This is a genomic window from Paenibacillus sp. sgz302164, from assembly GCF_056120505.1.
In genome coordinates, this window is sequence record NZ_JBVYOL010000041.1 from 1 (window position 1) to 15,261 (window position 15,261).

General features: G+C 47.2%; 13 protein-coding genes. 5 read left to right on the forward strand and 8 right to left on the reverse strand.

The window, feature by feature from the left end; all coding sequences use genetic code 11:
• Positions 1 to 124: 124 nt before the first annotated feature.
• The 4 genes from AC0LWT_RS36245 to AC0LWT_RS36260 all read left to right on the forward strand — a co-directional run bounded on the left by AC0LWT_RS36245 (position 125) and on the right by AC0LWT_RS36260 (position 2,165).
• Positions 125 to 628 (forward strand): DinB/UmuC family translesion DNA polymerase, encoded by a 504-nt coding sequence (locus AC0LWT_RS36245; protein ID WP_474686680.1) that lies wholly within the window; start codon positions 125 to 127, stop codon positions 626 to 628.
• Complete coding sequence (locus tag AC0LWT_RS36250; RefSeq protein ID WP_474686681.1) at positions 625 to 1,080, forward strand: YhjD family protein; 456 nt, start codon at positions 625 to 627, stop codon at positions 1,078 to 1,080. The genes AC0LWT_RS36245 and AC0LWT_RS36250 overlap by 4 nt, the downstream gene beginning before the upstream one ends.
• A gap of 111 nt (positions 1,081 to 1,191) precedes the next feature.
• Positions 1,192 to 1,392, forward strand: coding sequence for a helix-turn-helix domain-containing protein (locus AC0LWT_RS36255; protein WP_474686722.1), 201 nt, complete (start codon positions 1,192 to 1,194; stop codon positions 1,390 to 1,392).
• Positions 1,383 to 2,165: a hypothetical protein gene (locus AC0LWT_RS36260; RefSeq protein ID WP_474686682.1), complete on the forward strand. Its 783-nt coding sequence runs from the start codon at positions 1,383 to 1,385 to the stop codon at positions 2,163 to 2,165. The genes AC0LWT_RS36255 and AC0LWT_RS36260 overlap by 10 nt, the downstream gene beginning before the upstream one ends.
• Positions 2,166 to 2,445: 280 nt before the next feature.
• Here AC0LWT_RS36260 and AC0LWT_RS36265 read toward each other — a convergent pair whose 3' ends face one another.
• Positions 2,446 to 2,565: a putative holin-like toxin gene (locus tag AC0LWT_RS36265; RefSeq protein WP_474686683.1), complete on the reverse strand. Its 120-nt coding sequence runs from the start codon at positions 2,563 to 2,565 to the stop codon at positions 2,446 to 2,448.
• 470 nt (positions 2,566 to 3,035) lie between these two features.
• Positions 3,036 to 3,164, reverse strand: coding sequence for a hypothetical protein (locus tag AC0LWT_RS36270; protein WP_474686684.1), 129 nt, complete (start codon positions 3,162 to 3,164; stop codon positions 3,036 to 3,038).
• Between the two features lie 1,551 nt (positions 3,165 to 4,715).
• Between AC0LWT_RS36270 and AC0LWT_RS36275 the strand changes: the two genes are divergently transcribed.
• Entirely contained in the window at positions 4,716 to 6,089 is a 1,374-nt protein-coding gene (locus AC0LWT_RS36275) for a competence protein CoiA family protein (protein WP_474686685.1), read from the forward strand.
• Positions 6,090 to 7,706: 1,617 nt separating this feature from the next.
• On the opposite strand, the gene AC0LWT_RS36280 is transcribed toward AC0LWT_RS36275, so the two are convergent.
• The 6 genes from AC0LWT_RS36280 to AC0LWT_RS36305 form a co-directional block, all read right to left on the reverse strand.
• Positions 7,707 to 8,246, reverse strand: a complete 540-nt coding sequence (locus AC0LWT_RS36280; RefSeq protein ID WP_474686686.1) for a hypothetical protein — start codon at positions 8,244 to 8,246, stop codon at positions 7,707 to 7,709.
• Positions 8,247 to 9,635: 1,389 nt separating this feature from the next.
• On the reverse strand, positions 9,636 to 10,004 hold the full coding sequence (locus tag AC0LWT_RS36285) for a hypothetical protein (protein WP_474686687.1): 369 nt from the start codon (positions 10,002 to 10,004) through the stop codon (positions 9,636 to 9,638).
• A gap of 1,034 nt (positions 10,005 to 11,038) precedes the next feature.
• On the reverse strand, positions 11,039 to 12,229 hold the full coding sequence (locus AC0LWT_RS36290; protein ID WP_474686688.1) for a GAF domain-containing protein: 1,191 nt from the start codon (positions 12,227 to 12,229) through the stop codon (positions 11,039 to 11,041).
• A gap of 133 nt (positions 12,230 to 12,362) precedes the next feature.
• Complete coding sequence (locus AC0LWT_RS36295) at positions 12,363 to 13,502, reverse strand: hypothetical protein (RefSeq protein ID WP_474686689.1); 1,140 nt, start codon at positions 13,500 to 13,502, stop codon at positions 12,363 to 12,365.
• A 184-nt stretch (positions 13,503 to 13,686) separates the two neighbouring features.
• Positions 13,687 to 14,085, reverse strand: a complete 399-nt coding sequence (locus AC0LWT_RS36300) for a helix-turn-helix domain-containing protein (protein WP_474686690.1) — start codon at positions 14,083 to 14,085, stop codon at positions 13,687 to 13,689.
• Positions 14,085 to 14,471 carry a hypothetical protein gene (locus AC0LWT_RS36305; protein WP_474686691.1) on the reverse strand — a complete coding sequence of 129 codons (387 nt, stop codon included), beginning with the start codon at positions 14,469 to 14,471 and terminating at the stop codon, positions 14,085 to 14,087. Before AC0LWT_RS36305 ends, AC0LWT_RS36300 begins: the two co-directional genes overlap by 1 nt.
• Positions 14,472 to 15,261 lie beyond the last annotated feature (790 nt).

Sequence of the window (15,261 nt, forward strand, 5' to 3'; positions counted from 1 at the left end):
TGTACATTGTCATTAAAAGTAAAATTGTGTCTGACTGCCTTACAGTAAAGGGAAAGTAGTGACGATTATGTACACATATTAAAATGCACATTTTTTTACTGATACAATCGATCCAAGTCCCGTAATGGCAAGGGCCTTTGCGAAGCCAAAGTCGATTACAAGAGGCCGTACTGTGCGATCACAGGTTTACCAAACAATGGAAGACATTGAGCCGCTGCTAATAGAATTGGTGATTGAAGTATGCCGAACAAGCAGGCGCCACAATAGCATGGGCCGCGTCGTAACAGTCGGCGTCGGAACGTTGACAAGAGGATTTTCGAGACAAATGACAATTCCGACGCCGACTTGTTTAGAGCATCATGTTGTTTCAGCTGCACGCGAATTGTTCAAGAAACATTGGAACGGTGATCCCATCACACACCTAGCCATTGACCTCTCACAATTGACCGATGATAGCACATATCAACTCGATCTATTTGAGGATATTGAAAGGAATCTTAGGCTTGCAAAAGCACAGGATAGTATTAAGGACAGATTCGGCAGTGCAGCCATACTTAGGGCTTCTTCTCTGCTCGAAACTGCGCAAGCCAAAGAAAGGGCAATCATGATTGGGGGACATTACGCGTGAGCAAATTACTTGATGGAAACGGTAGATGGAGTACGAAGTTCATGTCGCCAGAACATAGCGCTGCACTTCAGCAAAGACACCAACAGCACACTAAAACTTCAATGCCCACGAAAGAGGAGTTAGAAGCAATCCGGGATTTCATTTTATTGCCGATGTTACTTTCAATCGTTGAGAAGAATAAACAGGAAATAGATCGCAGCTCCTACTCCCTGAGAACAATCTTCGTTAAAGCAGCAAATATCATTCAAAACCACATAACAAACGATCTTTACGCAGTACGGAAGCTATTGAAAGAACGGAATATAAAGGTGATTGAGGATGAAATGATCGATTCGAATTTGAGGTATAAATACATCTGTCGTGGCTACGAGGACAAATTTGTTCTAATCAGAGATGTTGCGCGAGCAGAGCTTATGAAACGGCTAGGGAAGTACTCAGAATTCCTGAAATGATTGATCCATAGAAAAGCAATGCCTGCTCGGGAGAAGTGAGCAGGCATTGCTTTTACGAAAGATTTAAGACGATGTGGTCTTTCCCATCATACTTCCTTAATTTATATTACAATTAGGAAGTTAGGCAGAGATTGGGTTGTTACAGAAGAGGGCATGGAAGTTGTGTTCGGAAAATTAAAAAGATTGGAGATGAGTTCAATGAAGGTTAATCAAGAAGCAACTTCAGATGCTGCCGAAAAGCTTGATTTCGATTCAGTTTTAAAATGGGTTATACTTTTCAATAGAAAATGGAGGAAAATAACTTGGAGGTAGAAGAATATCTCCCTTCACATTTGGAAGAGGCTATAAATCATTTTGGTTATTTTCCAAGTATAAGAACATATGACCAATGGGCGAGAGAAAATAAAAAAAGTAGTTCACAATCTATCGTTTCTCAGTCAAAGAAGAAGTGGCGGGAACTTGCTGCGATCTCCAGAAAATCAAATTCGGAACGGGGTACACAAGAACATATCATTAATGCTCTGGTTGAAGCAGCAAAATTATATGGTGGAGACATCACATCGACACAATATTTAGAATGGAGAAAATTAGACAAAAAAACCAGACCAAGCCTTTACGAAATCAATAATGCTTTTGAAGGATTTAATGATGCAAAACGTGCTGCAAAATTAAAGCCGACTTCTGTAAAAAAAACAAAAATGTATTCAAAAAAGGATTGTGTACAAGCAATTCTTGAAGCAAAAGATGCAAAAGGCAACATAAGTGAAGAAATATATTTATCTTGGGTAGAAGAACAAAGAGCAAAGGGTAGAAAAGTTCCTTCAGTGCAAGTAATTAAATCAAGAATGCACTCTTTTTCATTTTATGCGGCCATTCAAGAAGCTGAATTGGTCACACCTGTGACAATTAATGATAATCATGCTTTAGATGTTATCGCTAATTTTATTGATAACATGATTAATATTGAAAAATTTGATGCTTGGGCAAAAGATAATAATACATACACATGGGATGCTTACAGAAAAAGAGGTTTTAAATTTAATGAATTAATTAAAGAAGTTATAATAAAAAAGACAGAACGATGATTAAGCGGTAAAAAAATGTTAAATGGGGGTAAATTATGCGATATTAAGATAATGAACCACTCGTTGTTAGAGTGGTTCAATCCAAGTGCTATTTAACCGTCGTACATTCTGATTATGAAGATTAATTCTTGAAGGAATAAGTAAACAATAGTATGATTAAAACAAATAGTGGGGGAGCCGTGTTGCTGCACGGCTCCAAGTGCACAATAGGCCGCTTCAAAGGCGATAAGCTTTTAAAGTAGTCAGTCAGTGAAATAGATCGCCCCCGATAAGGTATGGTCTATTTCTTTTTGTTTTGAGTAAGTGCTATGACGATGGTCACAACTAGCGTCAGAAACGTAATAAGAAGCGAACTAAAGCCAATCGTAATCGTCAGAACGTCTTTAACCTCCACAGGCATCACCTAGCAGGGTCCATCACATATAAACTTTCACTCGAGTGGTCACATTTTATCGAAGCAAAGAACTGAGAGGCGGTTATCATAATAAGAAGATTTACATACTGTTCAAAGAAAATAAAGTCATAGACTGCGGTCAGAATGATTCTTCTGGATGGTGCTTGCTCACTCCGGAGCACACGGTGACCGCCTCCGCGCGCCAATCCCCCGGCTGCACGTATCACGTCGGCCCAGCTTCATCGGTCGGAATGATTCGGCAAGCCTCCCGCTTGCTCCCCACGGCCGCCCGTCCGACCAGCGGGCGCCGACGCGTGGCGGTTCACCTGCAGCGCGTATGCCATCGCGGCAGGATTCGTTAACTATCCCGCGTCTCCCTCGCTGCCGTTTGAAGCAATCCGGTGGCTGAGGACGCTGCGCGGCAGTTCGCCTGCAGAGCGTATGCCGTCGGCATAGTCACTCCCCTGGTGGATTCGTTAAGCCTCCCGTGTCTCTCCCGCTACCGTTCGAAGCAATCCGGTGTCCGAGGCCGCTGCGTGGCAGTTCGTCGGCAGCATGTATGCCATCGGCTCGGCCGTCCGCGGGTGGAAAGATTCGGCAAGCATCCTGCATGCACCCCGCTGGCGTTATGAGTAACTGGCGGACGCCGCCGCGCGCAGCACGTATACAGGCAACTCGTCGCTCGGCACCCGTTGGTTCGCCTGCATGTCTTTCCGAAATGTGGAATACAACCCCGCCTATCTGGGCCAAGCGTAGCCTCATTCCTTTCGCAACATCTTCTTAACCCATGCGTTCCGCTTCTCTCTTCGTTCCTGGATAAGCTCTTTTTGCGATTTATCCTTTAGCGGCTGGGGTTTCGGCGAAAAAGGTATAACTTGCTTCTTATCATTCATTTATCTCAATCCTTTGATTACGAGAATATATGAAAGTGTTTCAATAATGTAGTATGACCTCTAACCGGCTGCCCACCTTACGGTATAGAGAAAAGCCCGTAAGGTACTACTCGTTCTTATGGCTATCTTATCGCAGCTTTACAAGCTTCTCAAGCACAAAACTCACCTTTTGGCAGCAGTCCTTAGCCGCTATCGCAGTTGTAATAAGAAAATAAAGTGTTTTAAACTCGCGGAACTCCGCGGAACGCACCGTGAAGAATCAAGAGCGAGAGCTGCAGCGTAGCGGCCCGGCCACCTCCGTCACCAGCATGCCGCCCGAACGTAGATCTCATCCGGGGAGAACCGGTAGTGTGAGCTGCAGCGCAGCCGCCCGAGCGTGGATCGCACCCGGGAGCTACAGCTCTGCTTCGATTAATGCTTATGATTGATTATGCCGTCTGGCCATGTGTATATCACCTTACCTTCCTCCTGCTTTGCATCTAACCTTTTTTTTCGTAGTCTCTCGGTCACTTCGGCGACCGTTTCCTGGAGGGTCATAAGTTTGATTGCATTTTCTTGTAGATATGTGTTTAGTTTGTGTTTCATTTTCAACACCCTTTCGATAGTGTTCCGGCCTTAGCCGTACATTACCATTATAAGAAAGCAAAGGGTAGTTTTTAGCAACCGAACGTTCAAAGCTTGTCCATCTGCAACTCTATGTCCATTTCCAGTCCCAGAAACCATGAAACGTTCCAAGTCCAGAATATGATAGTCTTTTATTTCACATCTCCTCCATTTTCCTGTTCATGGTAAAATATAGAGCGAGGTGAATCAAATTGGAAAGAATAATAAGCTTACTTTCAGTCCTTTTAAAGAGCATACTATTCCGCATTGGTTTAGCAGCGGCAGCCTTATACTTTATTTATTCTGTCGCTCAAATTAGCCGCTAGCCCCTGCTGGCGGCCGGTTGGCTATACGAGATGCAGCAGTTGAGGAGCTGGCCGCTGTAGCCGGATACGCCGATCGCGCCGCGGGCATCTCTAATACTTTATTTTCTTCTGACACTGGAATGGTGATGAAGATAAGTTTTAGCGCTCATGCCGGTAACGCGGCACTACCAGAAGATGAAATGCAGTTATTTCAGGAATAGACTTGCTCGAGCCGGCAGCCGTCACCGGCGCCGACGTAAATGCAGGACTTCATCCGGAAAAGAACTATGAACTGCAGTTATGTCGTATTTATCTTATATTCTAGTACGAATACATAGAATTTGAGGTGGTATACATGGAAGTAGCGAAACTATTATCCCAAGAAGTTGATATCGAAAAAGAACGCCGGGATCTCCTTGCAGATGGCATGACTTGGCCTGCTATTGTCGACAAATTAAATGCGAAATATCGGCAGATATCCCTTAAGGGCGGCTTCCTTTGTCGCTGCTGCCACCAGCCGGTGGATCTTGTCTTAGATGAAAGCCGTGTTTGCTTTTTTCGGCATAAGAACAAAGAAGAGTGCGTAAGCTCTGAAAACCACCGGCAATATCGAAGCAGCAGAGATGGAAAAGAAAATGAGCACAAGCATCACATCGGGAAGTCGATTATAAAAACATTCATCGAGGGACAACTGGCCATTCATAGTGCGGAAGTATGCTACGGTTACTTTCTGAAGAGGAAGCTCAAACTCATTCCTGATATTGTTGTTACACTGAGGAGCGGGCACACCTTCGCTATCGATTATATTACAGGGTCCCGTAGCGACATCACCTATCAACGCGCAATTGAGAAACGCCGGAAGGCTTATGTCGATGAAGGTTTCGATCCAATCTTTCTATTTGATCACGAATGGTACGCTCCACATCCGGATAAGCCCTTCCTTTCGCTATACCATGGGGAGATCGTAAACCTGGTAGGCCGCAGTTATGATAAACCTTGGGCAGATGCCTTAGAACGATGTCTATCTTCCTATGGTTCGACACACTTCCTGCCGCTCGCTTCCCAGTATGAAACGATTCAACCGATCACAGTAGCTACGCTGGCTTATGTCCGGATTAATGATCTACAAGCAGACCTCATTCGTATTGCTCCAATCAAAAGCTTGATGGGCGAACCGATCCGATGGGGTTATACGCCACAGCATGCGCCATTGATTTTAACGTTTGAACATTTATTTTCGTTGCTGCCGGACAGAAACGAATTTGGTTGGCAATCTGCAGACGAGCGATTACGAATTGAGGAGTTTTTGGAGCGGGTACGGGGACAATACGAGGCAGAGCAGTTACGGCAAGCAATGGTGAAACGGCAAGTGGAAGAGCAGGCGGAGCGGGAACGCGCTATCTTGAATTCTCTCCCCTCTTCTACTGGGGTCTTCATGGACGAAGCGGCTGCCACTTCCTATCAGCCGCGCACAACGGCCCGGACCGTTCGACCGAATCCTGCAAGCTCTCTTCTTTCCAAAAGTCAGGATGAGAAAATAGCCTACTATGAGATGGTTCTTGATCGCTGCCAATCTTCTGACCGGCTGGCCCTCTATCCAAATTTTCAGAAACATATCGAGAAGTGTCGAGCTGCAATCGCAGCTTATTATAGTTCTGGCGAATTGTCTACGACAATTAATCTATTCTCGATGGTCGAAAATCTAAAGCATGCGCTCCTACAGGAGTAAGCTGAACCATTCTCAGTTTCGAATGTTGTCAGCCTTATGATTATCTCAAACAGAAACAAAGGAGAAGTATTCATATCTCAAAAGAGGGTTTATCAAAAAAGAAAAAAAAAATATATGGAATCCAAATGGGGGTTGGAGTTGGCTTTGGCTTTTCAGCGTTCTTACCATCGGTCTCTCTTACATGGCTAATCGAATAGTCCGCCCGCATATAATTCAAAAAGCGTCATTCTACCTTCTGCTCCCTCTTCGGCTGGCAAACGGGTTGTAGCGGTGGGATTTATGGGTTGTAGAGGTGTGTAATGGGTTGCAGAGGTGTGTTGAACGGGTTGTAGAGGTGTGTAATGGGTTATAGAGGTGTCCATAACGGGTCGTAGAGGTGTGCTTTGTGGGTTGCAGAGGTGCCAAAAATCTAGCAATAATCAAAAAAATTGTGAAAACGTGAGCATCAGTCGGTTCTGATAGAATTATAAATCGCAGAAGTGTACTCACTGATTTGCAGATGTTCGAACAAAATAGTATTAGACTCGCAGAGTGACCGCCGTCACCGGTGCTCCACCTTTGCGCGGATCCCACGCCGAAAGAACTAAGCGTGAGCTGCAGCGCAACTGCCCGGCCGCTGCCGTCACCGGCGCGCCGCCTCGTGTACGGATCGCATCCGAAAGAACCTGGGGGTGTGGGTCCGCAGCGCAGCTACCGACCGCCACGGCCGCGAGCCTCGCATCTAGGACCGCCGATCATCGATGATCTACCTAACGCTTTCCGGCGCACCTAGCTCTGCCAGTTTTTTTATTTTCAGCAGAAAGAAATGGCACGCCCCGCCCCGCCAGTTACACGCTGACCCTCTAAGCAATAGGTGGTCACTGCCTCACATATGCCCGGCCCGGAGAATGATCCTGCAAGCCCCGACTGTCTCCTGCTGCCGTCCTGAATTATTGGGTGCCGCCGCCGTGCGCTGGTACGCCTGCAGTTCGTATGCTGTTGCCCCGCAGCGTCCGACCGCGAGACAATCACCAAGTATCACCCTTATAGCCGCCTCGTAGCTGATGGCAAAGACCGATCGCCCGGCGCTGGCGCTTCAGGCGCTTCAGTTTCTGGACAAACAATGGGCATCGAGCTGAACGGTATTTTCTTTAAATGAGCTGCAGGAGATACTTCACGTTGGCCGCAGCGCACACCGCATCTAGGAACGCCGTTTGCGCGTCCGTTTGCATCTGGGTGTTGAAGCGGTCGCCAGGGCCGGCCAACGGCGCGGCAGTCTAAAACTAACACCAACCCGGATTTAAAATTCGATGGAACATGTGGAGGGACGCTAATTACCATTTTAAGAACAGAAAATAAAATACCCTCACTTTGGAGGGTACTGTTCAGGTGGCAAATAGATCATCCACGGGGATTTAGGGTCATCAGAATCAAGAAGCTGGGCCTCAAGTTTTCCGTCTTTACACCATCGACGAATTTGACGCTCTGTTTTTTGGAAGATAACTGATGCTTTTTTTGTACTTACGATATGTTTGAAATGAGAATTGCTAGTCATTAAAATCACCCGATTGTATTTTTTATGAAATATCTTGATGAAGAGGAGATTGTTTACCATGACTTAGAAAATCTGAAAATCGTCTAATAATCAAACATATCATTATCATAGATAATTCTATAGGGGAATTCGACTTCTCTTTGTAAGTTAACAATTAGGTAACTTCCTTTTATTTCAAAGCCATATTTTATAGCTGCCCTAATGGGAATTTTGCAAATTAATTCTTCATTTTCAATATCAGGGTGCCTCTCTAAGTCACATTTTAAAATACATTGGACTTCATGACCACCTTCAGTATAAACATGAAATGGACGAAGTTCATTTGGAAATTGATAATTATTATCATTAATTAAAATGGTTTTATTTTTATTTGCATAGTATGCAATTTGCTCATGTATACGGTCAATCGCATCCTGTCTCAAATAATAAGATCCAATAACTTTGTACGCTTCTTTAAGAGTCTGGTCTGGCATCATTGAAGCATTCCACAATTCCGATTTGATATCATAGTGAGCTTTGTATTTCTTATCTTCAAAGTAGTAAATTTCTGTTTCTGGATTGGCAGGAACATCTCTTTCCCCAATATAAACAAATTCACCATCTACCAACTTGAAATCAGACATTCTTTCCTCTCCCTCCCATGATGTCCGTAAACGGACTTATTAGTTTGATTTTAATATGACCGTAAACGGAAGTCAACTATAAAATCTGAATAACCGTATTTATTGACCCTGATCGAATATGCCGACAAACTGATTCCGTGAGACTTCAGCTGGCTTCGAAAAAAAATAAAGTATTTGACCCGTAACTCTTGACGCGTTTTTTTGGATTCAAAATCGCCAGCAAACGAAAACAAGTTTTAGACTGGCCCCGCGATTAAAGTGCGTCAAAAGACGAAACCAGAAAATAAAGTATTAGACTCCGCAGAGCGACCCGGTCGCCGCCGTCGCCGGGTGCGGAAGAACCAGGAGTATGAGCCTGCAGCGCAGCTGTCCGGCGCGCTGCCTTTGCGCGGATCCCTGCACCGAAAGAACCAGAAGAGCAAACTGCAGCTCAGCCATCCAGCCGCAACGCCTGGCTTGCCCACCAGTCTAAGGCTTTTTTATTTGCTGACAACCGTCCGCCGTTGCCTGCGGGGCCGATCGCTTCGCTGGATCGCATAAGAAGAAACCAGGAGCGAGTTCTGCAGCTACTCAAGCTGGTCGCCGCTGGCGCGCCAGTCTACAACTTTACATTCACACGGTCTAATATTTTATTCTCTTCTGACAACTGTCCAGAGAATCAGCGGGAGGCTCCGCCGCGTGGCTGTAATAAGAAAATAAAGTAGTAGAGTGGAATTGTAGGATCCGAGTGGTTTTTTGAGTTTGAAAAGCAGCTGTTTTTGAAAATTAAGTTGTAGACTTGACATATGAGGATGGTACTGAGAAAGCTGAAAGTCAGAAAATAAAGTGTTAGACTGCGGATTTTACTCCGGAAGAACCAGGAGCGATAGCTGCAGCGCAGCCGCCCGACCACCGCCGTCGCCGGTACGCTGCCCGATCGCGGATCGCACCGGGAGTACCAGGATCGTGAGCTACAGCGTAGTTGCCCGGCGACCATATGCACCGGATCACCCTTGCTTGTCAGTCTAAGACCTTATTATCCCAGTTTACAGCTTTATTTTCCTAGTCTAATAGTTTATGTTTTTCTGACATCGGAGTTTGGCCTGCAACACGTATCCTGTCAGCCTGGCCTATTTCCGTCAGAATGATTCGGTAAGCACCGTCCAGAAGAATCGGTCCCCGGGCGGATTCGGAAGCATCTCGCTTGCTCATTCCGGAGCACACGGCGGCCGCCGCGGGCCAATCCCCGGCTGCACGTATCCTGTCGGCACGGCTTCATCGGTCGGATTGATTCGGTAAGCCTAGCGTGCTCCCCGCGGCCGCCCGGACGACCAGGAGGCACCGCCTCGTGACGGTTCTTCTGCAGCGCGTATACCATCGGCATGGTCACTCCCCGGGCGGCAAGATTCGTTAAGCATCCCGTGTCTTTCCCGCTACCGTTCGGAGCAATCCGGCGGCCGAGGCCGCTGCGTGGCAGTTCGTCGGCAGCATGCCATCGGCTCGGCCGTCCTCGGGTGGAATGATTCGGCAAGCATCCTGCATGCACCCCGCTGACGTTATGAGTAACTGGCGGGTGCCGCCGTGTGCAGCACGTATACAGGCGGCTCGGGACGCCCCTGCGCCGTCCAAAGCAATCGGCGGTTCGTCGCTCGGCACACGTTGGTTTGCCTGCAGCACGTATGCCGTTGGCACAGTCTCGCCCACGGCATATTTATTCGTTAAGCATCCCGAGTTCTCCCCGCTGTCGTCCAGAGTAATCGCCGTGTGCAGCGTGTACACCGTACACCCGAACCGCCCCCGGGCGGAATGACACGGTAGACATCTCGCTCACGCCCCGCGCCGTCCGAAGCAATCGGCGGGCGCAGCCGCGCACCGATCCCCCTTCAGTATGTAAACCGTAGTCTGGCCGTCTCCAGGAGGAATCGGATATCTACTTATTTTTGTACTGCATCAATTATTGCGGCTGTAAATGCTGCTAATAACATGAGACTTTGTTGAGATTACCGCTTCCTCTTGATGTCAATGAAAAATAAAGTATTAGACTAATGTTGCAGATTTGCCGCGGTTTTTGTATCGGAAAATCGTCAGCTTTTAAAAAATTAGTTTTAGACTGACGCGAGATTATGATGTGTTATGAGAAAAAATTAGATAATAAAGTATTAGACTGCTCCGCTGGTGCGAGCTGCAGCCGCTCGGGGGGCCACCGACGCGCCGATTACAAAGCCGGGCTTCATCTGGAACAACCAGGAGCGTGCGAGCAGCTGCTGCTCGGGCTGGCCGCCGTAACCGGCGCACACCGATCGCAAGCCGGGCTTCATCCGGAATATCCAGGAGCGCGAGCTGCAGTTGGTTCGGGCCCGCTGCCGTAGACAGCGCTGGTGTTCAGTCTACAACTTTATTATCTCAGTCTAATACTTTATTGTTCGGTNCGGAATATCCAGGAGCGCGAGCTGCAGTTGGTTCGGGCCCGCTGCCGTAGACAGCGCTGGTGTTCAGTCTACAACTTTATTATCTCAGTCTAATACTTTATTGTTCGGTCTAAATCTTTATTATTCGCAAACACTTGAACCTTTAAGAGCCGGACAATCTCCCGGCCCTCCTTCCTGGTTAACAAGCCGTTTATATTTAAAATATAAATATATATAACTTATCATCCGAGCGTTCAAAAAAACCTCTTGGCGCTAGCCAAGAGGTTGCTTGTGGTATAGGATTAGACTTTTCGTTCACGCGGGACGGACATAATCCCTTGTGCTAACTCGATATTGCTCAGGACTATCTTTAGACGAAGCTCGCTATCCATATTCGGATTTTCGTTAATGTTTTTCAGCTCCTTGGTCAGCGAGGCCAGATCCATCGGTTTCCTTTTGCTGAAGTAAGCGAGCAAGCGATTCATACTCGTCACCACCTTTGGGAATAAATTGAGAGAATTCAATCAGCAGCGCCAATTGAATAATATTCAGGTACCTTGAGATGTTGTCATAATCATTTTCACTAATTTCATTTGCTTGCTGAGAAGATACGACAACGACACCAATCACTTCATCTCCGTGTTTTAAAGGCACTCCTGCAATACTATTATATCTTCTCTCGCCTTTCTTTACAATGATGTCATGAGCTTGAGACGAGATGTCGGTATATAAAAGCTCCTCGCCTTTCTCCCAAACGCGCCCGACAAAGCCTTCTCCTTTCTTAAATTTCAAAGTGCCTTCAAGGTTGCTCCCGCTCCGGCATTCGCCGACTATGACCATCTTTTCATCCGCAAAGTCACGCAAAAAGATGTAAGCGTGCTTGTTGTTCTGAGGATCAATGGTAGTACTGCAGATTTCGGAGCAGATTTGGCTTAAATACCGCCGGATCCGACCATCGTCTCGTTTTCTCGTCGAGAAGACTTGGGCAGCCATGACATAGCACTTTCCAATCAGGTTATCGAGGTTGTGTACAAGCCGCCGATCTCGCAGCGAAATATTAACTGCTTCTTTCAACTGGGCTATGTACAGCCTCAGCGTTTGATTCTCCTGCTCGATCTCCTGCGTTTCTTTCTGCAATCTGCTGATTTCTTCATCCTTGTTGGCCAGCTTGTACCGCTCCACAGCATACTCCGAATAGAGAAAATTGGGCAGCCACGAATAAAGCGGGCCTTTCTCCTTCTCCCTGCTACAAATCCACAGCGCCCATTTCCCTATGGCATGCTTTGCACCAATTGCCGCAAAAATGATAATCAGAGCGGCAAGGAAAAACTCCTTGGAGTTATAGGTAACGGCTGGCTTAGGTGCGGAACCCGCTCCCGCTACGAAAAAGTAAACAAGGATGCCGTGCAGCTTCACAAAACACCACTCGAACAATCCTGGGAAGACGGAATCGAGCGTGGAGTTGGCGCCAGCAAGGGTGAAGATGAGAATCACTAAAACCAAAAATCCTGCCGTCGCAACCTTGAAGAAGTGCCCGGACTTGTCGACCTGGGGCTTCGGTGTATTAGGCTGCGACTCAACCTTTAATTCGCTCATAAGAGCCTTCTGTTTGATTTATTGCCTTATCCCCTCCAACGAGTCGATGAAAGGCAAGGCCCCCCCTCTGAGCCCGCAGAGGGCCCGAATGGAAAGGGGCTGCGGCGCCCCCCGTTATTTATCGCCTCTACGCCTACGCCAGTGACGGCGGCAGCATATCAAAATCGATCTGTAAATCCGTATACCGTTCTTCGAGGGCAGCAAACGACCTGACGTTTAAACCAAGTGCTTCCTCCGCAGACATCCAGCTTGGAGCTTTATATTCACCCACGATCGTGATAAGCCGCCTGAAAATTCGCCCACCCAACCATGAACTAGCGTCAGCCGAAAACCACTTGTAACGAAGCAGCAGATTCATGGAGCCAAGTCCGAGGGCGTGAAAATTTTGGTCGCCGAAGCGGGAAAAGATGGCATCGAATGCCTCGACTCTTTTCCGATGACTGACCGATCTCAATGCACTTCCTCCGATCGCGATGACGTCATGTCCTTCGTTGACGTATTCCTCCAAGACATCAAGAGAATTCTGAATGTGGTATATCGGGATCGGCTTGCGACCGACCGCCCTCTCCAGATATTCCGTATTCCGTCTGGTTGTAATCGGGTCCCCGATCTTATCGAGCGTGAAATACTGATAGATAATGTCGGAGTGCCGAACCACAAATGCAGCATACTCGTCGATGTCGATGGGCTTGACGGATTTCCTTTTGCTCATGGCGTCATAAAGACTTTTTTCGCCGGGGTCTAGGATGACACAGTGGTAATTAAAACCAAGCGTTTGCAAATTTTTCTTCCAGCTATCTGTCGGGTCTGATCGGATGGTAAAGTAATTCAGCAGCACGAAGTGGCCCCCATTTTCCTTCACAATCCGAACGTCGTCAGGCCCTTTAGAAAGACCGGAAAAAAAGTAACGCAAGCCCCGGAGCGTTAACCGCACGGCACCTGTATTCGTAAACAGCACTTTGCAGATATCGATCATGATGGCCTTGATCATTGCTGCCAGCGCACTTGAGAAGGAGTTAACCTGAATCAGCTGCTTCAGCGTCGTTACCCTCCTGTAAAAAAGAATCGCGAGCGCTTTACGCAGACTTTCCCGTGGGACGCGATTGGCCGATGCCCCCTTCTCGGTTTGAACGTAAATGTATTTATCCGTGACTTTTTGAACGACATTCGGCCGGTTTCCTTTCACCGTGAAGAAGGTATACCCTATCTTTCCGTGTTTTCGGAAAAATGCGGCTTCTTTCTCTGCAGCCTTACGTTTAAAGTGAAGGTTCATAAAGACTCTCCTTCGAAACAAAGGATCCGAATACAGCGAAAGCAGTGGGATGCTGCTCCACTTACAACCGGCTTTCCTGGCTTATCAATCTTCATATCACTTCGCTCATATAACCATCGGGGAAGCCCCCGCCGTGGTTATAGCGGAGCTCCCTCCTTTGGTTGGTTTATTTATTGTTTTCGGATTAGCGCAGTACAATCTCAAACATGCAGAGAATCTTTTCGTGCTGCTTATCGGACAGCTGCACACCATCGAAGGTGAGCGGCGACGAAATAAGCAGTTCGTCAAGATTCATCTGCCACTTGGAATGGCACTTGTCCAAATCATCCGGCGAGTCACCCTCTATAGAAGTACCCCAATACCCCGCAAGTTCCATGAGCGTCCTAAAGGGCACGCCGTAAGCCTTGGAAAAGCACATCCGCGTATCCGGGGATGGCTTTATGGGGGCATTGCTGCCGATCCGCTTGTTTTTTTCGAGATAGCCAACGTACGTGAAGCTGAGTCCGGTTTTTTGACCTGCTTCCCGTAATTTCATGTTGCCGCGGAACTTCCTGAGCTCTGCTCCTATGTTCGCCATTGTCATTAGTCTCCTATGACCCAACGGCTCCGAGGAGCGGGAGTCCAGTCATCCGGATCGAGCTGCTGCCCTTGAATCACACCGAATTCAAAGTAGCCAAAGCGGGTATTCTCCTGCGGGTGTTCATACCCGAGCCAGACGACATACTGCCGGCGGATACCGTCGCCAACTGACTTCTTTAAGGCGACGGCACGGCGGCAAACGGTCCGGTGAGATAGGGCAAACCCTTGCAAGATGAACCAGTTGAATATCCATCGGCAAAGCTTCGGATGAAATGGGCCTTGGAACATGAGCACTTCAAAACCCAAAGCGTCTTCAATTTGTTGACTCAAGGCAAGCTCGAGATTCTCCATTTGCGGTGCTACTCGTTCTCCAACTTCGATCATGTTCATTGCGCCCATACCACGTGCGCCGGCGGAAGCCCGGCGTTAAGTAGCAGAGGGGCTTCCTCCTATACATCTGTTATTTTTATTGACTTTCTTTTTGCTCTCTTTCTACAGCATAAAAACGATTCTTCGTATGCTCTTCTCTCCTTTTTGGCATAACAAAAAGGAGACGCAAAAAAAGATATACGTATCCCGTATATCTTTATGGTCTCCTGATGAATGCCAGTATTTGTGGTTACAGATGTAACGCTACCCCTTCCCTTCCGGATCGAATGAACGGAAAGGAAAATTTGGTTGTGAAACGTAATGAGATTAGTATAGCTGATTTCCAATTGTCTGTAAATGTTCACCCGATCAGATAAGCTGACCTTAAGATTGGTCGCCGCACTTGTGAAGAAACGAGCGCACCCAATCCCGTTGAAAATAAACGGGATCGCGCGCAAAGATCGCCTCCAGATGCCGTTCTAGCTCGGATCGCATCCGGAAGAACCATGAGCGTGAGCTGCTGTAATAAGAAAATACAGTAGTAGACTGGAGTTGTTGGACCCGAGCGGTTTTTTGAATTAGAAAACAGCAGCTGTTCGAAAAAAATAAAGTATTAGACCGTAACTCTTGATTTGACGCGTGTTTTTGGTTTCAACATCGTTTAGCAAACGAAAATAAGTTTTAGACTGGCCCGGCGATTAAGGTGCGTCAAAAGACGAAAGCAGAAAATAAAGTATTAGACTCCGCAGAGCGCCCCGGTCGCAGCCGTCGCCGGGCGCGCCGCCACTTCGCGGGCCGCATCCGGAAGAAC

Coding starts and splice junctions, on each gene's coding strand:
- AC0LWT_RS36245 (WP_474686680.1), top strand. CDS start 125: ATGGCAAGGGCCTTTGCGAAGCCAAAGTCGATTACAAGAGGCCGTACT.
- AC0LWT_RS36265 (WP_474686683.1), bottom strand. CDS start 2,565: ATGCCTGTGGAGGTTAAAGACGTTCTGACGATTACGATTGGCTTTAGT.
- AC0LWT_RS36270 (WP_474686684.1), bottom strand. CDS start 3,164: ATGCTTGCCGAATCTTTCCACCCGCGGACGGCCGAGCCGATGGCATAC.
- AC0LWT_RS36275 (WP_474686685.1), top strand. CDS start 4,716: ATGGAAGTAGCGAAACTATTATCCCAAGAAGTTGATATCGAAAAAGAA.
- AC0LWT_RS36280 (WP_474686686.1), bottom strand. CDS start 8,246: ATGTCTGATTTCAAGTTGGTAGATGGTGAATTTGTTTATATTGGGGAA.
- AC0LWT_RS36290 (WP_474686688.1), bottom strand. CDS start 12,229: ATGAGCGAATTAAAGGTTGAGTCGCAGCCTAATACACCGAAGCCCCAG.
- AC0LWT_RS36295 (WP_474686689.1), bottom strand. CDS start 13,502: ATGAACCTTCACTTTAAACGTAAGGCTGCAGAGAAAGAAGCCGCATTT.
- AC0LWT_RS36300 (WP_474686690.1), bottom strand. CDS start 14,085: ATGACAATGGCGAACATAGGAGCAGAGCTCAGGAAGTTCCGCGGCAAC.
- AC0LWT_RS36305 (WP_474686691.1), bottom strand. CDS start 14,471: ATGAACATGATCGAAGTTGGAGAACGAGTAGCACCGCAAATGGAGAAT.